Source organism: Bradyrhizobium sp. CCGB12 (genome assembly GCF_024199845.1).
In the GTDB taxonomy this organism is placed as follows: Bacteria; Pseudomonadota; Alphaproteobacteria; order Rhizobiales; family Xanthobacteraceae; genus Bradyrhizobium.
Window position 1 is genome coordinate 6515423 of sequence record NZ_JANADO010000001.1, and the last position, 23323, is coordinate 6538745.

The window sequence follows — 23323 nt, forward strand, 5'->3', positions numbered from 1 at the left end:
GATCCTCCGGATCATGCTCAAGCCACGGCACGCTCGCGGTACATCGCCTCGATCTCGGCGGCGTAGCGCTTGTTCACGAAACCGCGCTTCAGCTTCATGGTCGGCGTCAGCTCCTCGTCCTCAGGCGTCAGCTGGCGCTCGATCAGATAGAAGCGCTTGATGCTCTCGACGCGGGCGAAATTGCCGTTGACCTGCTCGATCTCGCGCCAGATCAGATCCTGGATCTCCACCGCCCGGCACAGGCTGGCATAGTTGGTGAAAGGGATGTCGTGGTCCTGCGCGAACTTCTCGACATTCTCCTGGTCGATCATCACGAGGCAGGTGAGGTACGGCCGCTTGTCGCCGATCACGACGGCGTCCGAGATGTAGGGCGAGAATTTGAGCTGGTTCTCGATCTCGGACGGCGTGATGTTCTTGCCGCCGGAGGTGATGATGATGTCCTTCATGCGGTCGGTGATCCGGACGAAGCCTTCATTGTCGATGGTCCCAACGTCGCCGGTGTGCAGCCAGCCGCGAGAATCGATGGTCTCGGCGGTCTTTTCCGGCAGGTTCAGATAGCCCATGAACAGGAAGTCGCCCTTGATCAGGATCTCGCCGTCGGGCGACAGCGCGACCTCGCCCCAGGGTACGGCCGTGCCGACCGAGCCGAGCTTGATCCGCTCTGCCGGCATCATGGTCGCGACCCCGCAATTCTCGGTCTGGCCATAGAGCTCGTGCATGTCGATGCCGAGCGCCAGATACCAGCGGATCAACTCCGGCGCGATCGGCGCCGCGCCAGTGAAGGCGATGCGGCAGCGGTCGAGCCCGATCATGCGGCGGATGTTGCGGAACGCGATGCGATAGGCGAGACGGTTGGCGATGCGCAGCGACAGCGGCGGCGTCTTGCCCTCGAGCCGGCAATCGACCATACGGTAGCCGATGTCGATGGCGCGGCGATAGACCCATTGCTGGAGCGGCGTTGCATCCTTCAGCGCGATGGTGATGGCGGAATAAAATTTTTCCCAGATGCGCGGCACTGCGAGGAAGACGGTCGGCTGCACCTCGCGCAAATTGTCCGGTACGGTCTCCGGGCTTTCGGCAAAGTTCATCACCGAGCCGAGCGCGACCGAGATGTAGTAGCCGCCAATGCGTTCGGCGACATGGCAGAGCGGCAGGAAGAGCAGCCTCTCATCGTCCTCCTGCGCCGGGATGAAGTCGTTGGCGTGCCGCATCTGATGCGTCACGCTGCGGTTGGCATGCATCGCGCCTTTGGGCGGTCCCGTCGTGCCGGACGTGTAGACGAGGATCGCGAGGTCGCCGGCGCTGCGACTGTCGATCATCTCCTGCCACAACGCCTCACGGCCGACCATGTGGTTGCGGCCGAGCGCGCGGAACTCGTCGAGCGACATCACCATGTCGTCGGAGAAGCCGCTGAGGCCCTCCATGTCGAACACGATGATCTTACGCAAGCCGGGACAGCGGGCGCGGCAGGCGAGGACCTTGTCGAGCTGCTCCTCGTCCTCGACGAAGATCACTTTCGTGCCGGAATCGTTGACGAGATACTCGACCTGGGACGATGCATCGGTCGGGTAGATGCCCGAGGCGACGCCGCCGGCGCAGAGGATCCCCATGTCGGCATGGACCCACTCGGGAACGGCATTGGCGATGATCGAGGAGACGTCGCCGGGCATGAAGCCGATCGCGCGAAGCGCATAGGCGACCTCCTTGGAGATCTCCAGCCATTGGCGCCAGCTCGTCGGCTGCCAGATGCCGAATTTCTTCTCGCGGATCGCCGGCCTGTCGCCCCGCGTCTCGGCGGCGCACAGAAAGCTCTTCGCGATCGTATCAGCGACCGTCAGCACCGCCGGTCGGGCCATGCGCCTCTCCTCCTTGTCGCCTGCCTCCGCTGCCTGCCTTGCCGGCGGTCTATTTTGCGGATGGGCAATCTCATCTTACTGCCAGCTCTTCCTCACCGCCACGTCTTCTTCTTTTTCCAGCGCCGCTCGCCGCGCGCGCCCGCTTCCTTGGCGCCAAGGTAGAATTCCTGGATGTCCTGGGAATGCATCAAGCGGTCGCAGGTGTCGTTCATCACGATCCGGCCGATCTCCAGGACATAGCCGTAATGCGCCGTCTCCAGCGCCACCTTGGCGTTCTGCTCGACCAGCAGGATCGACATGCCCTGCTCCTCGTTGACGCGTCGGATGATGGTGAAGATCTCCTTCACCAGCAGCGGCGACAGGCCGAGCGAAGGCTCGTCGAGCAGCAGCAGCGTCGGCCGGTTCATCAACGCGCGGCCGATCGCCAGCATCTGCTGCTCGCCGCCGGAGAGCTGGCCGGCGGGCTGGTTGATGCGCTCCTTCAGGCGCGGGAAATAGCCGTAGACGCGCTCCAGATCCTCCGCGACGCCGTCGCGGTCCCGGCGCGGATAGGCGCCCATCATCAGGTTCTCGCGCACCGAGAGGAACGGGAAGACCTCGCGCCCCTCCGGCACGTGACTGAGGCCGAGCCTCACGATCCTGTCGGCTTCCATGCGCTGGATCGGCTTGCCCATGAACTCGATCGCGCCCTTCTGCGGATCGAGGATGCCCGAAATCGTCTTCAGCACCGTGGTCTTGCCGGCGCCATTGGCCCCGAGCAGCGTGACGATGCGGCCGCGGGGCACCTCGAGCGAGATGCCGCGGATCGCCATGATCGGCCCGTAATAGCTCTCGACGTTCGAGAGCTTCAGGATGGTTTCGGGGGTCGCGGTCGCATCCATCGCCTCAGGCTCCCAGATACGCAGCGACGACATCGGGGTGCTGCTGCACCTCGGCCGGTGAGCCCATCGCCAGCACTCGGCCATAGTTCAGCGCGATGACGCGGTCGGAAACGCGATTGACCAGCGACATGTCGTGCTCGACCATCAGCACGGTGACGCCGAGCTCGTTCTTCAAGTCGCGGATCCAGAAGGACATGTCGTCGGTCTCCTCGACATTGAGGCCGGAGGACGGCTCGTCGAGCAAGATCAGCTTCGGCTCCGAGCACAGCGCGCGCGCCAGCTCGATCACCTTGCGCACGCCGTAGGGAAGGCCGGAGATGAGCTTGTCGCGATAAGGTTCGAGATCGAGGAATTCGATGACCTGCTCGACCCGGCGGCGGTGCACCTTCTCGTTGGCGCGCACGCTCGGCAGGAACAGCAGCTCCTGCCAGAGCTGCGTGGTGGAATGGCGGTGGCGGCCGACCAGGAGATTCGACAGCACGGTCGCGTTCTCGAACAGCTCGATGTTCTGGAAGGTGCGGGCGATGCCGAGCTTGGCGATGTCGTAGGGCGGCTGCTCGGTGATGTCCCGGTCCTCGAAGAAGATGCGGCCCGAAGTGGGCCGGTAGATCCGCGAGATCAGGTTGAAGATCGAGCTCTTGCCGGCGCCGTTGGGACCGATGATCGACAGGATCTCGCCCTTCTCGACCGCGAACGAGACCGCATCGACGGCCTTGAGGCCGCCGAAGTGCAGCGACAGGTTCTCGGCGCGAAAATAGCTCATCGGTTGCGCTCCGACTTCACGTAGATCTTCTGCCGCTTGAAGGTGGCGCGCTTGTAGAGCGGGAACAGCTGGAAGAAGAGCTTGATCTTCAACCAGCGGCCGTAGAGCCCGAGCGGCTCGAACAGCACGAACAGCACGATGATGATACCATAGATCGCGCCCTTCAGCCCGTTGAGCGAGGCGAAGGCCGCGACCTTGGACTGGATGTTGGCCGCAGTCGCCGTACCCGCTCCGAATGTCGCCGCGATGCCGGCGATGATGCCGGGCATGTCGTCCTTCAAATAGGTCAGGAACGGATCGATCATGACGATGAAGATCGCGCCCAGCACCGCGCCGTGCAGGCTGAAGGTGCCGCCAATCAGGATCACGATGATGAACTCGATCGAGAGCTGCAGCGTGAACATCTCCGGCGAGATGAAGGAGAGCTTGTGCGCGAACAGGACGCCGGCAAAGCCGGTGATCGCCGCCGAGATCGCGAACGACTTCACCTTGTAGAGCGCGACGTTGACGCCCATGCTGCGCGCCGCCGTCTCGCTGTCGCGGATCGCGACGAAGGCGCGACCCGTGGGCGAGCGCAGCAAATTCAGCGTCCCGACGATCGTCAGCACCAGCACGGCAAGGCACAGATAATAGAAAGTCGGGCTGTCGCGCGGCACCGCGACGCCGAGCAGGGACAGCGTCTTGACCCGCATGCCCTCGTTGCCGTGGGTCACGCTCTCCCAGCGCGCCAGGATCTCTTCGACGATCAAGGCGAACGAGATGGTGGCGATGACGAGGTAGATGCCGGTGAGGCGCAGGGCGGGAAAGCCGACCAACGCGCCGACGATGCCGGTCAGGGCCCCGGCGGCGAGGAAGTAGACCGGGAACGGCACGTTGTATTTCTGCAAATAGGCCGCGGTGTAGGCCCCGATCGCGAGGAACGCGGCGTGCCCAAGCGAGGCCTGGCCGGTGAAGCCGGTCAGAATCAGAAGCGCCACACCGACGGTCGCATAGATGCAGACGAAGACGAGCTGGCTCATCAGATAGCTGGAGAGCACGTAGGGCGCGATTAGCAGCAGCGCGAGCAGGATGCCATAGGAGACGAGGTAGCCCGAATGCGGAAACAGCTTGATGTCGTCTTCATAGTCGGTCTTGAACAGGAAGCGCATGGCGTTCAGACCTTCTTGCGGACGTGGTGGCCGAACAGGCCTTCAGGCTTCAGGAGCAGCACGGTCAGCAGCACGAGGTAGGGCGCGACGTCCTTCCAGCCCTCCGGCAGGTAGAAGCCGGCCATGCTCTCGATCACGCCGATCAGCACGCCGCCGACGACTGCACCCGGGATCGAGCCGAAGCCGCCGAGCACGGCGGCGGGAAACGCCTTCAGGCCGAGGACGAGACCGACATTGGAATGGATGAAGGTGATCGGCGCCAGCAGCACGCCGGCGCAGGTCGCCACCGCCGCGCTGATCGCCCAGACGATCGACACCACGCGCTTGACCGGAATGCCCATGTAATAGGCCGCGAGCATGTTCTCGGAGCTGGCGCGCATCGCCGTGCCGAGCGTGGTCTTGTTGAAGAACAGCCACAGCAGCGTGCACAGGATCACGGTCGCTGCGATCACCGAGAGCTTGTCGTAGGCGAGCACCAGCGCGCCCATGCGCAGCACGCCCGCGCTGAACGGCGTCTCGATCTTCAGATCATCGGTGCCCCAGATCATGCCGGCGATCGAGCGCAGGAAATAGCCGAGGCCGATCGTCGCCATGATGATGGAGAATTGCGGATAGCCGAGGATCGGCCGCACCACCACGCGCTCCGCCAGCATGCCGAACAGCGCCATGGCCGCCACTGCACCGGCAAAGCCGATCCAGTAGTTCAGGCCCATCATGCCGATGAAGGTGAATGCGAAGAAGCCGCCGAGCATCATCAAATCGCCCTGGGCGAAATTGACGACCTCGGTGGCCTTGTAGACGAGCACGAAGCCGAGCGCGATCAGGCCGTAGACGCAGCCGAGCGCAACACCGCTGACCAGCTGCTGAACGAAATCCAGCATCGCCGCGCATCCTCCCGATGCAACCGACGGTTCTTGTTGACCGCCTCGTCGCATCTTGTGTCCAGTCGCTACGCAGTCGTTTCGCTGCGTTAGCACCATTTGTCCCGTCGCCAATTCAGCCTGAACCGCAAAGCGCTGTCAACAAACGGTGACTTGCCTTTAGTCGAAACCGGATGGCGGAATTTGTAGGCCGTAGATTCACGGTGCCGAAACATCTTGGGGGCATGGTCGCGAGCGATGCAAAACCGGATGGTGGCCGTCATGAAGCCGGACAAGTCGGCGCTGGAAGTCCGAGGGTTAACGAAGCGTTTTGACCGCTTGGCGGTCGATGGCCTCGATCTCACCATTCGCGCCGGCGAATTCTACGCGCTGGTCGGCCCCAACGGCGCCGGCAAGACCACCACGCTGCGCATGGTTGCCGGCCTGTTGCGGCCCGATACCGGTGCGGTCTCGATCTTCGGCATCGATGCGCTCCACAACCCAGTTGCCGCCAAGCAGGTGATGGCGTGGGTGTCCGATGAGCCGATGATCTATGACAAGCTGACACCGCTCGAATATCTCGAATTCGTCGCCGGCCTCTGGGGCATCGCGCCATCAACCTCGGAGCCGGTCGCGCAGGAGCTTCTCACCTCGCTCGGGCTCGAGCCGCACCGGCACGAACGCTGCGAGGGCTTTTCCAAGGGAATGCGCCAGAAGGTGGCGCTGGCCGGCGCGCTGGTGCACGATCCCCGCCTCATCATTCTCGACGAGCCGCTGACGGGCCTCGATGCCGTCTCCGCCCGCCATGTGAAGGGCCTCCTCAGCGAGCGCGTCCGAGCGGGCTGCACGGTCATCATGACCACGCATATTCTCGAGGTCGCCGAACGCATGGCCGACCGCATCGGCGTGATCGCGTCGGGCCATCTGGTCGCCCAAGGCACGCTCGACGAGCTGCGCCGGCAGAACGGCCATTCCGATACCAGCCTCGAGGATCTCTTCATCGCGCTGGTGACACTTCCGGACGCCGCATGAGCTCGGCGACCGCGCTGTCCTGGTTCGCCCGCCACGAGCTCCGGCTCGCCTGGCGCGAATGGTTCGCGATGATGACCGGCGGCCGGCGCAAACGCGCGCGCGCTGCCGTGATCGGCCTGCTCTTCTTCGCCGCACTCCTGCACCTGCCGGCCTGGGCCGTGATCGGCCGCTTCGCGGAGCTGCAACTGCCGCTCGACAAATCCTCGCTGATCGTGATCTCGGCGACGATCTTTCTGGCCTGGACCTTGATGCTGTCGCAGGCGATCGAATCGGTGACGCGGGTGTTTTACGCACGCGCCGATCTCGACCTCATGATGTCCTCGCCGGCGAGGCTGGCCAATCTGTTCTCGGTCCGCATCGCCGCGATCGCGCTCACCGTCACGATGATCGCGTTGCTGTTTTCGACGCCCTTCATCGACGTGCTGGTGATCGGCGGCGGGGCGCGCTGGCTTAGCGCGTTCGGCGTCGTGATCGCGATGGGTCTGTCGGCCGCTGCGATCTCGATCGCCATCACCATCCTGCTGTTCCGGCTGATCGGCCCGGCGCGGACGCGTCTCATCGCCCAGATCGTCGCCGCGATCATCGGCGCGGGCTTCGTGATCGCGCTCCAGGTCGCCGCGATCATGTCCTACGGCACGCTGTCGCGCTTCACCATCCTGACCTCGGGCAGCCTCGCCGACTACGCGCCCGACGTCGACAGCATCTGGTGGTGGCCTGCGCGGGCGACCATGGGCGACAGCGAGGCACTGTTGCTGCTTCTGGCGCTCGGGCTGATGCTGCTCGGAAGCGTCATGGCGATCTTTTCGGGCCGCTTCGCCGACACTGCCATCGATGCGGCCGCGTATGGCACATCGGGCCGCGTGCGCGCGAGGGAGCGCCCCTTCCGCGGCGGATCGCGACAGCAGGCGCTGCGGCGCAAGGAATTCGTGCTCCTGTGGCGCGATCCCTGGCTGGTCTCGCAGACCCTGATGCAGCTTCTGTATCTGGTGCCGCCCGCGCTGCTGCTCTGGCGCAATTTTGCCGACAACTCCGCGGCGCTGACGTTGATCACGCCTGTCATCGTGATGGCGGCCGGACAGCTCGCCGGCGGCCTTGCCTGGCTGACCATCTCGGGCGAGGACGCCCCCGACCTCGTTGCCACCGCGCCGCTGATGCCGTCCGGCGTCATCCGCGCCAAGATCGAGGTGGTGCTGATCGCGATCGCCGCGATCTTCTGTCCGCTGGTCGCAGCGCTGGCCGTCGCCTCGCCAATCCAGGCGGCCATCAGCGGCGGCGCGATCATCGTCAGCGCGGCCTCGGCCACCGCAATCCAGCTCTGGTTCCGGGTGCAGGCCCGGCGCAGCCAATTCCGCCGCCGCCAGACCTCCTCGCGGCTCGCGACCTTTGCCGAGGCCTTCTCCTCGATCGGCTGGGCGGCCACCGCCGCGTTGCTGCTCGCCCTGCCGATCGCCGGCCTCATCAGCGGCCTGATCACAGCCGGCCTCGTCGCCATCACCTGGAAGTTCAGCCCAAGGCGCGAATAAGACGCGCGCGAGAGGTGCGACACTGACGCGCTGTTGATCGCTGCCCATTGGCGACACGCCGCATAGCACGCTAGACTTTCCCCCGAAGTCATCGGGAACGGATGCATGTGGCGACTGGTTTCGGCGGCTCTGGCGCTGTTCGGCGTATTCCTCGCACCTGCCCTCGCCCAGCAGCCACCTCAGCGCAGCGAATGCCTGGCGATGGCCAACGCGGCGCCCCGCGCGATGCCGGTCGCATTCCGGCAGGCCGCTGGCTCGGCCGAGGTCGAGATCACCTATGCCGGCCACTCCACCTATTTCATCGACACGCCCGGCGGCCTGCGCATCGCCACGGACTATAGCGGCGCCTACCAGGTCGGGCGGCTCCCCGACGTTGTCACCATGAACCGGGCCCACAGCACCCACTACACCCTGTTCCCGAACAAGCGCATTCCCCATGTGCTTCATGGCTGGAGCGAGGACGGCAAGCCGGCCATCGTCTCGGAGCGCATCGGCGATACCTTCGTCCGCAACGTCACGACCGACATCCGCCGCTATTTCGGCGACGATGCCGGCACCGACATGATCCGTGACGGCAATTCGATCTTCATCTTCGAGGTTGCTGGCCTCTGCATCGGCCATCTCGGCCATCTCCACCACAAGCTCGATGACAGCCATTTCGCCCAGATCGGCCGGCTCGACATCGTGATGGTGCCGATCGACGGTACCTACACCATGTCGCTGGAGGGCATCTCCGAGATCACCAAGCGGCTACGCGCCTCGGTGGTGCTGCCGATGCACCGCTTCGCCACCCCGCTCGACGATTTCATGCGCCGGATCGGCCAGCAGTTCGAGATCGACCACCGCACCGAGCGCTCGTTCCGGATGTCGCGAGATGCGCTGCCGTCGAAGCCGACCGTGATCATCCTCGACGGGGTCTGACGCGCAATTTTCTCCAAGTCGGCCGCCGCCCGTCCGTGATGTTCTCCCCACAACAGGAGATCGCCATGGCCGACTTTGCGAAATTGTTGCACGCGGACGGACCGAACCCCGAGCATGCGGCGGCGCTCCAGCTTTACGGCCGCTTCGTCGGCGACTGGGACGCCGAAATCACCGCCCATGGGCCCGATGGAACGGAACACACCGCGCCCGGCAAAATCCATTTTGGCTGGGTGCTCGAGGGACGTGCCGTGCAGGATGTCTGGATCATACCCCGGCCCGCGGGCGCGCCGGCCTTTCCGATCGCCGGCAATTGGTACGGCACGACGCTGCGTGTCTATGACCCGACCATTGCCGCGTGGCGGATTTCCTGGTTCGACCCCGGCCGCAGCGTGTTCCGCCAGCAGATCGGCCGGTCGCGAGGCGATGACATCGTGCAGGAAGGCACAACCGACGCCGGCGAGCTGACGCGCTGGAGCTTTACGGAGATCACCGGCAATTCCTTCCATTGGCTCGGGGAGGTCAAGCCTGCCGCGTCGGCGGACTGGCGGTTGATAGTCGATGTGAGAGCCAAGCGCCGCAAAGCTTAAGCCGCTCGTCGCATTTTTGAGCGCACCGATCGAACCACAGGCTCGCTGCAACCTCTCCCGCTTGCGGGAGAGGTCGGCGCGAAGCGCCGGGTGAGGGCTCTCTCCTCTTGGGGACATTCTCCGTAAACCTCAAACAATCCCGGCGCGGAGACACCCCCACCCCACCCCTCCCCCGCAAGCGGGAGAGGGAGCGCACCTCCTACGTGCTGACGGCGCCGCTGTGCTCGCGATGACGGGGGCGGTTGCATGCCGCGCGCTGCTGCGTGACGAGATGGGGTGCTAGGCTCCCGGCACAAAAACATCGAGGGAGCGAACGCCGATGGCTGCAAGCGGGTTGCCCGCCAACACGAGCGGGCTGTTTGTCGAGCCGCGCGAGGACTGGCTCGCGCTGCATCAGGAGGAGATCATCGATCCCTTGCGGCCGATCGTCGATCCCCATCATCATCTCTGGAATCGCGGGCACCGCTATCTCATCGAGGAGATGGCGGCCGATATCGCGACCGGCCACGATGTCATTGCGACCGTTTATGTCGATTGCCGCGCGATGTATCGCACGCATGGCCCGGAGGCGTTCCGACCCGTCGGCGAAGTCGAGTTCGCCAATGGCGTTGCCGCGATGAGCGCGAGCGGTGCTTATGGCAAGGCGGCGATCTGTGCCGGCATCGTCAGCCACGCCAATCTGCTGTTGGGCGACGCGGCCAAGCCGGTGCTCGAAGCAGAGATCGCGGCCGGCAACGGCCGCTTCCGCGGCATCAGGCATTCCTCGGCCTGGGACCAGGACCCTGTCGTCGCCGGCATGTATGCGAACAGGCCGAAGGAATTGTTGCGGGATCCGACCTTCCGCAAGGGTTTTGCCTGCCTCGCGCCGCTGAACCTCAGCTTCGACGCCTGGCTGTTCCATCCGCAGATTGACGAGCTGACCGAACTGGCCCGCGCCTTCCCCGACACCAGGATCGTGCTCGACCATTGCGGCGGCCCCGCTGGCGTCGGCCGCTTTGCGGGACGGCGCGAGGAGGTGTTTCCGCAATGGCGCGCCTCGATCCGCGAGATCGCGAAATGCGAGAACGTGGTCGTGAAGCTCGGCGGGCTCGCCATGTGCCTGCTCGGCTACGACTTCCATTTGCGCGCGAGACCGCCGTCATCGGAGGAGCTTGCCGCGGCCTGGCGGCCTTATATCGAAACCTGCATCGAGGCATTCGGCCCCCAACGCGCGATGTTCGAGAGCAACTTCCCGCCGGACAAGGGCCAGTGCAGCTACCAGGTGATTTTCAATGCCTTCAAGCGCATCGCGTCTCCCCTAAGCGAGACCGAGAAGACGGCGCTGTTCTCACAAACGGCGACCGATTTCTATCGGCTCGAGCTGCCGTCGTGACGAAAAAAGGGGCCGGGATGTTGATCCCGGTCCCTTTTCCGTCGTGGCCGCTGGGAAGCGTCCTTGAAATTTTACTGATCGAGCTCTAGCCGGCGCCCATCAGCGAGGCCGGACGACGCTCGCCGCTAGCGGCGAACATCTTCTTGAGCTTGTTGACCACGCGGATCAGGAATCCGATCACCACGGGATTGGTCTTGCGGCAAAAGGCGATCTTCTTGACGTGCCCTTCGACATGCCATTTGGCATGGGCGCCGTCACGGAAGAAAATGACATCGCCGGGACCATAGCGCTTCGGCGGCATGCCGTCGCTCTCGAGCACGATCGATCCTTCCATGATCATGATCGTCTCGTCGATATCGTAGTACCAGTTGAAGCGCCCTTCGGTGCAAGCCCAGATGATGGTCTGGGCCGTGCCGTCGGCGCTGGTGGACAGGACGTGCGAACGCGATACCGGGTTACCCTCGATGATCCAGGACGGCTCGATCGGCCGCAGCTCCAGATCCACATTGCAACTGCCGATTTCAATCATTGCGCGCGACATCTGTTTCCTCAGGGAATAAAATAAGGTTTGGCCGGGTCGAAGCCCGGACTGTTTCCAATGATGTCCGCAACGCTAGTGACCGGCTTTTAATTCTTCCTTACGCGGGCACCGACAATCAGCCGTAAGTTGCAGGTGCGAAGCAGCTAACGTCGCGATTCCGCTGCGAATTCGCGCCCATGAACCCATCTTTTCCGGGGTGCGACAAAATGCGCGAAAGTGACCATGGAAGGAGCCATGCCAATGCCCCTCACGCCTGAGGTCCTGACAGCCAACAGCGAGGTCGTCGCCTGGCTGGGCAGCCTCGATGTCTCGTTCACGCCGGATGAGGAGCCCTGGTTCACCATCGACGGCGTCGAAAACCCCAGGCAGATCGGTAGCGACGGTTCCGGCGGCGCGTTCGTGCTGCTGCCGTCGCAGAATGTGCTCTACGTGTCATCAGAGGGGCGCGCCGGCATGATCGCGGAGAATTTCGAAGCGTTCGTTCAGCTCATTGTCGCCCGCCCCTACTGGCTCGACATCCTCAAATTCTCCGCCGGTGGCGATCTCCAGGAGATGCGGCGCGCCGCGGATGCGCTGGAAGCGACACTCGACGACGAGGACGAGATCAACGAGGCCCGCGAGGAAATCCGCGGCGCGCTCGGCCTGCCCGATGCGGACGATCCGATTGGCGCGCTCTGCGAAGCGGTGGCTGCCTCCGAGGCTATCGTGCGGGCCACCGACGGAAGCCCGTTCACGACGCTGTTCAACCGCTTCAGCGTAGACAGCAACCCGATGCTGCGCAACGCGGCGGCCTGAAAGGCGTTGAAGAGACGAATATGCTTGGCCTTCACGGTTCGAGACGCGCCATGAGGCGACGCTCCTCACCATGAGGGTCTGCTATCTCTCCGCGAAACGAGACCTCATCCTTGAGAAGCCCGCCAGCGGCGGGCGTCTCGAAGGATGGGCCGCAACACGTTTTACTTCGCCCACTCGCCCTTGCGAAACACCGGCACCTTGCTGCCGTCGGCGAGAATGCCGTCGATATCGGTCTCGGCCGAGCCGATCATCCAGTCGATATGGATCAGGCTCTGGTTGCCGCCTTGCGCGGCGATCTGCTGCGGGGTGAGCTGCGCGCCGTTGACGAAGCATTTCGAGTAGCACTGGCCGAGCGCGATGTGCGAGGCGGCGTTCTCGTCGAACAGCGTGTTGTAGAACAACAGCCCGCTCTGCGAGATCGGCGAGGAATGCGGCACCAGCGCCACCTCGCCGAGGCGACGCGCACCCTCGTCGGTGTCGAGCACCTTGCTCAGCACCTCCGCGCCGCGCGAGGCTTTTGCGTCGACGATCTTGCCGTCCTCGAATCGCACCGCGATGTTGTCGATCAGGGTCCCCTGGTAGGACAGCGGCTTCGAGCTCACGACGTGGCCGTAGACGCGGCGGCAATGCGGCGTGGTGAAGACCTCTTCGGTCGGAATGTTGGCGTTGCAGCTGATGCCGTTCTTGGAGAGCGAGGCGCCGCCCTCCCATTCGTGGCCGTCGGCAAGGCCGATGGTGAGGTCGGTGCCCGGCCCCGAGTATTGCAACGCGCGAAAACGCTGGCCGTTGAGCCAGTTGGTGCGCTCGCGCAGCACCGCATTGTGGCTCGCCCAATTTCCCATCGCGTCCTCACGGTTAACCCTGGACGCCGCGAAGATCGCATCCGCGAGCTTGCCAATCGCGACGTCCTCGGGATCGTCAGGAAAGACCTGCTTGGCCCAGGACGGGCTTGGATAGGCGATGATGTTCCAGTTGGTGTCGAAATTGACGATTTTTTCCAGCGCCGGCTGGTAGGCCATGGAGTTGGCCTTGCTGGCGCGCGCCACCTTGGAGGGATCCTCTCCGGACAGCAGCATCGGATTGTCGCCGACGATGGCGAGCCGTGCGGTGTTGTCCGAGAATGCCTTGGCCATGCCCTCATACAGCCAGCCGGCAGCACGATCGAAACTGTCGTCGTGACCGTGGCGGTAGCGCGCCAGCGTCATCTCCTCGTCCGACAGGATCGGCGTCACGATGCCGGCGCCGGCCTTGTAGGCGTGGACGGCGATCCGCCGCACCAGCGGCAGCGCGATCGCCGGCGCCGTCAGAAGAAGATCCTGTCCCGGCCGCAAGCCCAGGCCCACCTTCACCGCCACCTCAGCCAGCCGGTCGAGTTTCGCGGGATCGATGGGAGTAGCGGAATTGCGGTGATCAGTCATGCCGGGCCCTCTGCCGAAGTCTCTCGTTCAATCTAAGCCTAGCATCGCGAGGCGCAAGTACGCGAGCACCTTGCGACACCGAGAAGATACGCAGTTTCACGCAACTTGGTTTTCAACGCGTTGCCGATTTCAGCACCCGGTCGACCATGGCGGGCGCAAGGCCGAGGTAATTTTTTGGTGAGGTGAGCGCCTCGATTGTGGCGCGGTCGATGCGGCTCGAGACCCGGGAATCGGATGAGAGCGCATCCGCCAGCGTCAAGCCTTTGTCATTGGCGAGCCGGCAGGCGTCATAGACCACATCATGCGCCTCCTGCCGCCCGATCTGCGGGGCGAGCCCCATCATGACCGCTTCTGCCACGATCAGGCCGCGGCTGATGGCGAGATTGTCGTTCATCTTCGCCTCGTCCACGATGAGGCCCGCGAGCGCAAACTTTGCCTGGTGCAGCGCGCCGGCGGTCAGCACGAAGCTTTCGGGGATCGCGATCCATTCGGCGTGCCAGGGACCGGTGGCACGCTCGAAATCCTGCACCATCGCATCCAGCATCAGGCCTGCATGCTGGCGCACCGCCTTCGACGCCGCGAGCATCAGTTCGGAGGAGATCGGGTTGCGCTTCTGCGGCATGGTCGAGGAGGCGCCGCGGCCCTTGACGAAGGGTTCGTAGACTTCAGCGAATTCGGTCGAGGCCATGATCATGATGTCGAGCGCGATCTTGCCGAGCGAACCGGTGACGAGCGCCAGAAAGTTCACGGCCTCGGCAAAGCCGTCGCGCGCGACGTGCCAGGTCAAGACGGGAACGCCGAGCTTCAGTTCGGCGCATAGCGCTTCCTGCACCTCGAACCCCTTGTCCCCGAGCGAGGCCAGCGTGCCGGCGGCGCCGGCAAACTGGCCGACCAGGACCCGTGGCTTCAATTGTGCCAGACGTTCGGCATGGCGGTCGAACATCGCGAGCCAGATCGCGGTCTTGTAGCCAAACGTCACCGGCAGCGCCTGCTGGAGATGGGTGCGACCCGCCATCGGCGTGCCGCGATAGCGCCGCGACAGGTCGGCGAGGATCTTGCGCAGCTCTGCGATGTCGCGCTCGACGATCCCGAGCGCGGCGCGGAGTTGCAGGACCACCGCGGTGTCCATGATGTCCTGTGTGGTCGCTCCCCAATGCACATAGCGGCCGGCCTCGCCGCATTGCTTCACCATCTGATGCACCAGGGGAAGGATCGGATAGCCGACGATGTCGGTCTCCTGCCGCAACAGATCGAAGTCGAGCGCGGCAACATTCGTCCGTGCCGCGATCTGGTCGGCGGCGTCTTGCGGGATCACGCCGCATCTGGCCTCCGCCCTCGCCAGCGCAACCTCGACCTCAGCGTAGCGCGCCACCAGCGCGACATCGGAGAACACCTCCCGCATCTCGGGCGTGCCGAAGGCGTCGCGGAAAAGCATGGAGTCGAGCACGGTGGTCGAAGCGGGAAAAGCGGGCATGGGCATTTCTTCGTCGTTGGTGTGTTTTGTGGAGGGCAGCTTACGCGGGTCGCGGGGTTCGGCAATGGACATTCATCGTTCGTCACATATTCCCGGTGTCGCCCTGAGAAGCCCGTACGACGTTGGAGCGATGTCGCGCGCTGTCTCGGCACCGTCATCGCGAGGAGCTCTTGCGACGAAGCGCGAATCCCATTCCTGTCCAAACTTTAATTCAGCACGCTTCTCCCGTTGCACTATCACTGACGTGCGGCACGAGAGCCGCCGCATGGCGAGGAGACCACAATGTTGAAATCGTTTCGCTTCGTTGCTGGAGCTTGTCTGCTAGCAGGCCTGTCGACGGCAACACTGACAACGGCGTCGTCCGCACCGATCGGACAACCGCTGGCGATGACACACGCCGACCAAGGTCAGGTCGAACAAGTGCGCTGGTACGGACGTCGCGGCTGGGGCTGGGGCGGCGGTGCGTTCGTCGGTGGGCTCGCAGCCGGTGCGCTGATCGGTGGCGCCGTCGCGGCGCCCTACTATTACGGCTCGCCCTATTATGACGGACCGGGCTACCCGCCACCGCCCGTCGCCTATGGACCGCCGCCGGAAGGCGACGTGCAGTACTGCATGCAACGCTACAAGTCCTACAATCCGAACACGGGCACCTATCTCGGCAACGACGGCCGGCGCCATTCCTGCCCGTAGTGCCCCTGACCTCGCAGCCCGCCTGAGGGCTGCGACATGCGGGCTGCAGTGCTGTTCACCCCGTCATCCCCCAGGTGATCCCCCAGGCGCGACGCGTGCGATGCGAAGCAGCGCGCGCTGAGCCTCGGGGTGACGGTGATGAATTGTGCCAAAGGCAATATCAGGTTCAGCACCTGCCCCCGCGACAATCTGACCGGCACCGCCATGTTCTGGTTCCGGCTGCATGCCTCCCCGCAACCAGCATGACTGCCATCACGCAATCGTGGTGAACCGTGTCGGCCCGTCGGCGGACTCACAGACTTCAAGTCGAAATCGATTTTGTTTTCAACATTCCCTGATGTCGTTGTGAGGACTGAGTTTTCGACGTGCAATTTATGTTCCGGGACCATCTCCTAGATACCGACCTGCGCGAGCTGAGCCGCGAGCAGGTTCCCGTTGCCGTGGAACCGCAGGTTTTTGACCTGGTCGTGCATCTCATGGAGAACCGTGACAGGGTGGTCAGCAAGGATGAGCTGATCGACAAGATCTGGCACGGGCGCAGCGTCTCCGAATCCACCCTGACCAGCCGGATCAACGCGGCGCGCAAGGCGATCGGCGACAATGGCGCGAACCAGGCGCTGATCCGCACCATTGCGCGCAAGGGCTTTCGCTTCGTCGGCGACGTCGAGGCGATGCGCGGCGCGGCCGCGCCAGAACCCGGCCGCACTGCGCAGGCGCCGCTCGCGTTGCCCGACCGGCCCGCGATCGCCGTGCTGCCCTTCACCAATATGAGCGGCGACCGCGAGCAGGATTATTTCTCCGACGGCATCAGCGAGGACATCATCACCGCACTGTCGAAGCTGCGCTGGTTCTTCGTCGTCGCGCGCAACTCGTCCTTTGTCTACAAGGGCCGCGCCGTGCACATTCACGAGGTCGCGCGCGAGCTCGGCGTACGCTACGTGGTCGAAGGCAGCGTGCGGCGGAGCGGCGATCGCCTGCGCATCTCGGCCCAGCTCAACGACGTCTCGACCGGCAGCCATCTCTGGGCCGAACGCTACGACCGCGAGCTCGCCGACATCTTCGCCGTGCAGGACGAGATCACCGAGGCGATCGTCGCTGCGATCGAGCCGCAGCTTTATGCCGCCGAAAGCTTTCGCGCCCAGCAAAAGCCGCCGGGCAGCCTCGATGCCTGGGATCTCGTGATGCGCGCGCTGTCGCATTACTGGCGCATCACACGCGAGGACAATGCGGCCGCGCAAAGCCTGTTGGAAAAGGCGACCACAATCGACCCGGCCTATGGCAAGGCGCTGGGCCTGCTCGCAACCAGTCATATTTTTGGCGCGCATATGGGCTGGGCCGACATGGCCACGACGGTGCCGGTCGCCGAACGCGCGGCACTGGCTGCGGTGGAAGCCGATCGCGAGGACGCCTGGGCTCATCACGGCCTCGCCTACACTTATCTGTTCCGCCGCCGCTTCGACGACGCGCTGGCCGAGTTCGAGCTGGCCTTGAGGCTCAATCCGAATTTCGCGATGGCGCACGCCTTCTACGGCGTGACGCTCTGCTACGCGGGACGATGGCAGGAGGGCGATGCCGCCGCGCGCCGTGCGCTGCGCCTCAGTCCGCGCGATCCGCTCGCGGCGATCTATTGCGGAGTTGCGGCCTATGCGCAGTTCATCGGGCGCAATTATGAAGAGTCGATCCAGCTGGCACGGGAATCGATGCGGCAGCGCGCCGATTTTGTCGGGGCGCATCGCGTGCTGACGGCTGCCGCCGGAATGTCGGGTGATGCTCAGCTCGCGGCAACCGCGCTGCAAGGCCTGCATCGCGCCCAGCCGGGCCTCTCGCTCGCCTGGCTCACGCGCGAGCTGCCGATGCAGCGTGCGGAAGATCGCGAGCATTATCTGGAAGGGTTTCGGCGTGCGGGGATGCGGTAGGCGCCCCACGTTGACGGTGCACCGTCTCTCGCAAGGAGAGAAGGAAGAGCAACGCCTACTCCTGCATCATCTCGCCGCTGCCGCCGAACTCGGCTGGAAAATCCTTCAGCTTGGGCAGGCCGTCGCGCATCGGCAGCACCGTCTCGGCGTAGTTGACGTGGACGCCGGGCGAAAATGCGAGCGTGGGGATGGTGGCGGTGAAGACGTCCACCAGGCCGAGTGGCGGGTGGTTGGTCATGAGATGACCGCCGCATTTCTTGCAGAACTTGCGCTCGCTGAGCGGCGTCTTGGCGAAGGTCTCGACATTCTGGGCGCCTTCGGTGATACGCACGGCTTCCGGCTTCCACAGGCTGAACGCATTCACCGGCCCACCCGACCACGAGCGGCAGGAGCTGCAGTGGCAATAACCCATTGCCTCCGGCGCGCCCGTGACCTCGACCGTGACCGCGCCACAGAAGCAGTTTCCGACATGTTTCATTGGTCTCTCCGTTGATGAGGGATCGATATCAGGCGTCGGACGCCTGCGCGTCCTCCTTTCGGTGGACGCGCGGCGCTAGGCGAAGACTATGCTGATCTGCGCCAGGGAATAAGCATTGACACCCGTTGTTTGTACTGCCGGTACTCGTCGCCGAAGAGTTCGACGAGGTCGTGCTCCTCGAGCGCGATTCCGACGAAGATGTAGAGCGTGGTCACGGCGGCGAACAGCAGATGGCCCGCGGTCATGACCGGCGCCGCCCAGAATGCGATGATGAAGCCGAGATAGATCGGATGGCGGACGAATTTGTAGAGCAGCGGCGTCTTGAAACGCGGTGGCGGCGCTTCCCTGCCGACGAGATGGTTCGTCACCTGATGCAGGCCGAACAACTCGAAATGATTGATGATGAAGGTCGAGGTGAACACAAGCACCCAGCCAGCGAAGGCCACCGTGACCAGCGTCACGGCAAGATCCGGATTCTCGACATTCCATATGATCGCGGGCAGCGGACGCCACTGCCAGAACAGGAGAAGCAATGACAGGCTCGCAAGCAGCACGTAGGTGCTGCGCTCGACCGGCTTGGGGACGAACTGCGTCCACCATGCCTTGAACTGCTGGCGCGCCATCACACTGTGTTGAAGAGCAAACAGCGTCATCAGGAGCAGATTGATGATGACGGCTTCAGCCGTCGGCGTGTCGGCCCCGGTGTCGATGGTCTTCGGCACCACCAGCCCCATCACGAAGCCGATGGCATAGAGGATCGTGACGAAAAACACGAGATAAGCCGCAATTCCGTACAGAAAGGCGATGAATTTGAAAATGCGTGAGCCCGCAATCTCCGGGCCGATCGAATGAACCTGGTGATCAATTTGGGTCATAAACAGCTCCGTTGTGCCAAAATGTCGGCACTTCATTGGTCGCTGCACCATGCCGGATCGGACGGTCCAAGACTTTCGCGGACGGTTGATTTTCGCCTGAGACGACTTTGATTTTTGCTTGAGACGACACAAACGTGCGATTTCGTTTTGAAAACAACGTGCTCGACAGCGACCTGCGGGAGCTCACCTGCGCCGGGGTCGCCGTCCCCTTGCAGCCGCAGGTGTTCGATCTATTGCTCTATCTGGTCGTGCAACGCACGCGAGTGGTCAGTAAGGATGACCTGATCAGCCAGATCTGGAGCGACCGCATCGTCTCCGATTCCGCCCTGAACAGCCGGATCAACGCTGCACGCAAGGCGATCGGCGACGACGGTGCCACCCAGCGGCTGATCAAGACCATTCCGCGCAAGGGTTTTCGCTTCGTCGGCGACGTCCTGGAAGAAGTGGCAGCTTCGCCCGCGCCGGCCGATACCCAGCTTGTGCCCTTGCGCACCGCGGCGGAACGTCCGGGGATTGCCGTGCTCGCGTTCGAGAATATGAGCGGCGATCACGAACAGGATTATTTCGGCGACGGAATCAGCGAGGACATCCTCACCGCGCTGTCGAAACAGCGCTGGTTCATGGTGATCGCCCGCAATTCGTCCTTCACTTACAAGGGACGCGCGGTCCACACCAGGCAGATCGCCGAGGAACTCGGCGTCCGCTACATCGTCGAAGGCAGCGTTCGCAAGGCGGGCAACCGGGTGCGCATCACCGCGCAGCTCAACGACGCTGCGTCAGGCAGTCACCTCTGGGCCGAACGCTATGATCGTGAGCTGATCGACGTCTTCGCCGTGCAGGACGAGATCACCAACGCCATCGCCGCGGCGATCGAGCCGCAGATCCATGCAGCGGAAAATTTCCGCGCCGATCGCAAGCCGCCGTCGAGTCTCGATGCATGGGACCTGCTGATGCGGGCTCTGTCGCATTACTGGCGCGTGACGCGGCAGGATCACGAGGCCGCCCGCGTATTGCTAGAGCGCGCGATCGGGATCGACCCGAATTATGGTCAGGCGCTGTCGGTGCTGGCGGCAAACCACATGTTCGGTGTGCATCTCGGCTGGGCCGAGCTTGCCGCAGTGGCGCCTGTCGCGGAAGCTGCCGCGCTCGCGGCCGTGCGCTGCGACCATGAGGATGCCTGGGCGCATGCTGCGCTCGGCACCGTCTGCTTCTCGACACGCAGGCTGGCCGACGCACTGTCCGAGTTCGAGCGGGCGCTCGCGCTCAATCCGAACTTCTCGCTCGCCCAGGGCTATTACGCGCTGGCGCTGTCCTATGCCGGACGGTCGCAGGAGTCGTTCGCGGCGGCGCAGAGGGCGATCCGGCTCTCGCCGCGCGATCCTTCGCTGGCGATCTACCACGGCATCGCCGGCTATGCGCGCTTCACCGAACGGCACTATGACGAGGCCATCGCGCTCGCGCGCGAGGCGATCCGCCACCGCGGCGACCTCACCGGCGCCTACCGCGTGCTCGCAGTCTCCGCCGGCATGACCGGTGACGGGATGCTCGCGGAGATGGCGCTGAGTGAGCTCCGGCGCACCCAGCCCGGTATCTCGCTGCACTGGATCGCGACGCAACTGCCATGGGCCAATGACGCCGACCGCGAGCACTATCTGGAAGGATTCCGGCGGGCGGGGTTGAGGTAAGACGCGGCGCTGCTCTTACCTCCCCCTCCAGGGGAAGGTAAGAGACACTCGCACTGGCGTAAACACGCAGAACAGTCGGACTAGACTTTTGGCCTCGACTACCTCCCACGTCGTCATTGCGAGGAGCGAAGCGACGAAGCAATCCAGAGTTTCACCGCTGAAAGATTCTGGATTGCTTCGCTTCGCTCGCAATGACGAAATTGTGGAAGCAGCGTCCGCCCTATCGTCGACCGGGAAGGCGACCACGGCGTCGGGCCCCTACTTCGCCTTCGCCTGCATCGGCTTCGGGGCCGGCACCTGCGCCCATTCCTTGTCGGCGCGCGGGCCGTTGAGGTCGCCGGTCAGGCCGACGAGCTGGCCGGGCAGGACGTCGAGGGTCTGCTGCCAGGTCTGGGTCTGGCACAAGAACTTGATCAGGCAGCCCTTGAGCTTGAGACGGTCGGCGGGTTCGCGCCACAGCGAGACCGAGTAGAACTTGCCGTCCTCGGCATTATAGATGTCGCCGGCAAACCGTCCATCTGGCATCGCCTGCAAGCCCATGATGAGCTGGTGGCCGAGCAGCGCGCGGGCGCGCTTGTCGGGGTCGGGATTTTCCTTGTCGCGATAGGGCTGGCCGCGCTTGTCGGCCGGCTCCTTCATCCAGACGATGAAACCGCAGATGCGATCGCGCGCGGCTCCGCAACGCTCGAGTCGGATACGGGCACGGCCGTCTTCGACCAGCCATGTGCCGCTGGGATCGGGCGGCGCGGCGCCGGCGCGGCCGCCAAGCGCCATCATCACGATCGTGATCGCGACGCGCACCACGAAGCGAAGGAGAAAATTCATCAGCAGCACCTTTCGTTGGTTGGGTCGCGGCGTCAGTTCAGTTGCGCGATCAGCGCGTCCGCGCCCTTGTCGAGACCGGCAGTGGCGGCCGTGAGCGCGCCGACGCTGGCCTTGATGTCGTAGGCGCCAGGATATTGCTTGGTGACGTAGGCCGAGAGCAGGCGCGAGGTCGATGCATCGAATATCTCGACGCCGTAGATGACCGAACCGGTCATGGTCCCCTCGCCGTCGCGCGCGGCCTGCACGCCGTTGTAGACCGCGCCGGCGAGGTCGAAGCGCGAGAGCGTGCCGAGCACCGGGGTGTTGGTGACAGCGCCGGTGAGCGTCAGCCTGATCCGCAGCGTGTTCGGCCCGCGCTCACGCACGAGCGTGAAACGGCCGCGCAGCCGCTCGGCGAAGCAGGTCTGCATGTAGGCGGCGAGCGTCGCCTTGTCCTTGTTGGACATGTCGCCGAACTGGTGATCCCGGCCGCGATAGACCACGACGGGTTCGAGGATCACTCTGTTATAGGCACGCCAGTCGACCTGTGTGGAATAGCGGTAGGGTACGCGGCCGGAAGCGTCCGACTGGTCGGGGGCCATGTAAGCCGAGGACGCCATCTCCGAATAGGGCGCGGGTGCCACCGAGGCGCAGCCGGCCATGGCCGTGCACAGCATCAGTGTTCCCAGACCGCGCAGTGCGATCGAGCGATCCATTCCAGACTCCTCTTGCGGCGTTAGGTGAGGCAGTGGCAACCGCAGCCGCGTTCAGGGACCAGACGCGGCTGCGGCCTTCACCATCGCCAGCCCAAGGCACCGTCCGGGGCCATGTCAGATGCCTTGGGCCGCCTCAGTGCTTCCATTTATAAAACCGACTAGTTGGTTTGTAAAGTACGAAAATGAGGACCTGACACATTCGGCCGCCGGCGCGGTTTTGGGCAGCGTCCGGTTGGAGTTCGTTAACGATGATTGCGCGGGGTCGCAGCCTTCGCCGCGCCGGATTTTGCAGAGCGCGGCTCAGCCGGCTGTTCGAGGCCAGTCCACTGCTTATCGTCGAGCAGACGCGCGAACAGCCGATCATGCTCCGCCTTGCTGAGCGGAGACATGCCGAACAGGCCGCTCAGCAGCAGCCCCCTCGCCGCCGCCCAGCGCAACAACGCCAGATCCGGATCGGCAGCCTCGGCCTTGATCGCCGCAACCCGCTTCATCTCGCGGTCGCGCGGCAGCGACATCAGCTGCGGATTCTCGACCATGGCCGCGACCAGCGCCAACGCCGCCGAATTCGGCGCAGTGGCCGCTTCGCGCACCGTCGCGAGCTGGGTCGCAAGCTCGGGATTTGCGGATGTGGCGCTCACCTTCGCCTGATAGCGGTTCGAGAACTCCTCGAAATGCGCCATCTGCCGGTCGAGCAACGCCTTCAGCACCGCTTCCTTGGTGCGGAACTGATGCATCACGCCGCCCTTGCTGAGCCCACTCTCGCGCGCGATCGCGTCCAGCGTCAACCGGCCAGGCCCGTCGCGCGCGATGATCGCGATGGCCGCTTCGAGCGCGGCGTTGCGGGATCGTTCGGAGCGTGTGGCATTGTCCATGGCCGACTTGTCTCCGTGGCAAGACAAGGAATCAAGTGAAAACAGGACGCGATGTACATTTTTTGTGCGAGGCTTTCATCTTGCGGCGTCGAATAAGACTATGTGAGCCTCGATAT

22 protein-coding genes are annotated in these 23323 nt (G+C 64.2%); 9 read left to right on the forward strand and 13 right to left on the reverse strand.

Going from position 1 to position 23323, the window contains the following annotated elements:
• Positions 1-17: 17 nt before the first annotated feature.
• From NLM27_RS29825 to NLM27_RS29845, 5 genes are all read right to left on the reverse strand, one after another.
• Positions 18-1856, reverse strand: coding sequence for a long-chain fatty acid--CoA ligase (locus NLM27_RS29825; protein ID WP_254146677.1), 1839 nt, complete (start codon positions 1854-1856; stop codon positions 18-20).
• 92 nt (positions 1857-1948) lie between these two features.
• Complete coding sequence (locus NLM27_RS29830) at positions 1949-2737, reverse strand: ABC transporter ATP-binding protein (RefSeq protein ID WP_254148963.1); 789 nt, start codon at positions 2735-2737, stop codon at positions 1949-1951.
• 4 nt (positions 2738-2741) lie between these two features.
• Complete coding sequence (locus NLM27_RS29835; RefSeq protein WP_254146678.1) at positions 2742-3500, reverse strand: ABC transporter ATP-binding protein; 759 nt, start codon at positions 3498-3500, stop codon at positions 2742-2744.
• Positions 3497-4648, reverse strand: a complete 1152-nt coding sequence (locus NLM27_RS29840) for a branched-chain amino acid ABC transporter permease (protein ID WP_254146679.1) — start codon at positions 4646-4648, stop codon at positions 3497-3499. The genes NLM27_RS29835 and NLM27_RS29840 overlap by 4 nt, the downstream gene beginning before the upstream one ends.
• 5 nt (positions 4649-4653) lie before the next feature.
• Positions 4654-5529, reverse strand: coding sequence for a branched-chain amino acid ABC transporter permease (locus NLM27_RS29845; RefSeq protein ID WP_254146680.1), 876 nt, complete (start codon positions 5527-5529; stop codon positions 4654-4656).
• Positions 5530-5790: 261 nt separating this feature from the next.
• On the opposite strand from NLM27_RS29845, the gene NLM27_RS29850 reads away from it, so the two are divergent.
• The 5 genes from NLM27_RS29850 (at position 5791) to NLM27_RS29870 (ending at position 10943) form a co-directional block, all read left to right on the forward strand.
• Complete coding sequence (locus NLM27_RS29850; protein ID WP_254146681.1) at positions 5791-6540, forward strand: ABC transporter ATP-binding protein; 750 nt, start codon at positions 5791-5793, stop codon at positions 6538-6540.
• Complete coding sequence (locus tag NLM27_RS29855) at positions 6537-8063, forward strand: permease (RefSeq protein ID WP_254146682.1); 1527 nt, start codon at positions 6537-6539, stop codon at positions 8061-8063. Before NLM27_RS29850 ends, NLM27_RS29855 begins: the two co-directional genes overlap by 4 nt.
• Positions 8064-8168: 105 nt before the next feature.
• A complete protein-coding gene (locus NLM27_RS29860) occupies positions 8169-8984 on the forward strand; it encodes an MBL fold metallo-hydrolase (RefSeq protein ID WP_254146683.1) in 816 nt (271 codons plus the stop codon).
• A 65-nt stretch (positions 8985-9049) separates the two neighbouring features.
• Positions 9050-9571 (forward strand): hypothetical protein, encoded by a 522-nt coding sequence (locus NLM27_RS29865; protein WP_254146684.1) that lies wholly within the window; start codon positions 9050-9052, stop codon positions 9569-9571.
• Between the two features lie 319 nt (positions 9572-9890).
• On the forward strand, positions 9891-10943 hold the full coding sequence (locus NLM27_RS29870; RefSeq protein ID WP_254146685.1) for an amidohydrolase: 1053 nt from the start codon (positions 9891-9893) through the stop codon (positions 10941-10943).
• A gap of 85 nt (positions 10944-11028) precedes the next feature.
• Here NLM27_RS29870 and NLM27_RS29875 read toward each other — a convergent pair whose 3' ends face one another.
• Positions 11029-11484, reverse strand: a complete 456-nt coding sequence (locus NLM27_RS29875) for a cupin domain-containing protein (RefSeq protein ID WP_254146686.1) — start codon at positions 11482-11484, stop codon at positions 11029-11031.
• A gap of 240 nt (positions 11485-11724) precedes the next feature.
• Here NLM27_RS29875 and NLM27_RS29880 point away from each other — a divergent pair, with 240 nt between their 5' ends.
• Positions 11725-12279 (forward strand): hypothetical protein, encoded by a 555-nt coding sequence (locus NLM27_RS29880; protein ID WP_254146687.1) that lies wholly within the window; start codon positions 11725-11727, stop codon positions 12277-12279.
• Positions 12280-12440: 161 nt separating this feature from the next.
• Here the strand turns inward: NLM27_RS29880 and NLM27_RS29885 are convergent, their stop codons facing one another.
• Together NLM27_RS29885 and pcaB are read right to left on the reverse strand one after the other, a co-directional pair.
• Positions 12441-13697 carry an aminopeptidase gene (locus tag NLM27_RS29885; RefSeq protein ID WP_254146688.1) on the reverse strand — a complete coding sequence of 419 codons (1257 nt, stop codon included), beginning with the start codon at positions 13695-13697 and terminating at the stop codon, positions 12441-12443.
• Positions 13698-13809: 112 nt separating this feature from the next.
• Positions 13810-15171 (reverse strand): 3-carboxy-cis,cis-muconate cycloisomerase, encoded by a 1362-nt coding sequence (pcaB, locus tag NLM27_RS29890; RefSeq protein ID WP_254146689.1) that lies wholly within the window; start codon positions 15169-15171, stop codon positions 13810-13812.
• A gap of 282 nt (positions 15172-15453) precedes the next feature.
• Here pcaB and NLM27_RS29895 point away from each other — a divergent pair, with 282 nt between their 5' ends.
• Positions 15454-15861: a BA14K family protein gene (locus NLM27_RS29895; RefSeq protein ID WP_254146690.1), complete on the forward strand. Its 408-nt coding sequence runs from the start codon at positions 15454-15456 to the stop codon at positions 15859-15861.
• A 365-nt stretch (positions 15862-16226) separates the two neighbouring features.
• Entirely contained in the window at positions 16227-17777 is a 1551-nt protein-coding gene (locus NLM27_RS29900; RefSeq protein WP_254146691.1) for a winged helix-turn-helix domain-containing protein, read from the forward strand.
• 55 nt (positions 17778-17832) lie between these two features.
• Here the strand turns inward: NLM27_RS29900 and NLM27_RS29905 are convergent, their stop codons facing one another.
• Together NLM27_RS29905 and mddA are read right to left on the reverse strand one after the other, a co-directional pair.
• Positions 17833-18255 (reverse strand): GFA family protein, encoded by a 423-nt coding sequence (locus NLM27_RS29905; protein ID WP_254146692.1) that lies wholly within the window; start codon positions 18253-18255, stop codon positions 17833-17835.
• Positions 18256-18341: 86 nt separating this feature from the next.
• Positions 18342-19130 carry a methanethiol S-methyltransferase gene (gene mddA / locus NLM27_RS29910; RefSeq protein WP_254146693.1) on the reverse strand — a complete coding sequence of 263 codons (789 nt, stop codon included), beginning with the start codon at positions 19128-19130 and terminating at the stop codon, positions 18342-18344.
• Positions 19131-19264: 134 nt separating this feature from the next.
• Here mddA and NLM27_RS29915 point away from each other — a divergent pair, with 134 nt between their 5' ends.
• Positions 19265-20815 (forward strand): winged helix-turn-helix domain-containing protein, encoded by a 1551-nt coding sequence (locus NLM27_RS29915; protein ID WP_254146694.1) that lies wholly within the window; start codon positions 19265-19267, stop codon positions 20813-20815.
• A 258-nt stretch (positions 20816-21073) separates the two neighbouring features.
• On the opposite strand, the gene NLM27_RS29920 is transcribed toward NLM27_RS29915, so the two are convergent.
• The 3 genes from NLM27_RS29920 to NLM27_RS29930 all read right to left on the reverse strand — a co-directional run bounded on the left by NLM27_RS29920 (position 21074) and on the right by NLM27_RS29930 (position 23207).
• The gene (locus tag NLM27_RS29920; RefSeq protein WP_254146695.1) at positions 21074-21640 is read right to left on the reverse strand and encodes a DUF2147 domain-containing protein; all 567 of its coding nucleotides are present in this window, start codon (positions 21638-21640) and stop codon (positions 21074-21076) included.
• A gap of 32 nt (positions 21641-21672) precedes the next feature.
• The gene (locus NLM27_RS29925; RefSeq protein ID WP_254146696.1) at positions 21673-22335 is read right to left on the reverse strand and encodes a DUF3313 domain-containing protein; all 663 of its coding nucleotides are present in this window, start codon (positions 22333-22335) and stop codon (positions 21673-21675) included.
• Between the two features lie 242 nt (positions 22336-22577).
• The gene (locus NLM27_RS29930) at positions 22578-23207 is read right to left on the reverse strand and encodes a TetR/AcrR family transcriptional regulator (RefSeq protein WP_254146697.1); all 630 of its coding nucleotides are present in this window, start codon (positions 23205-23207) and stop codon (positions 22578-22580) included.
• Positions 23208-23323: the final 116 nt, after the last annotated feature.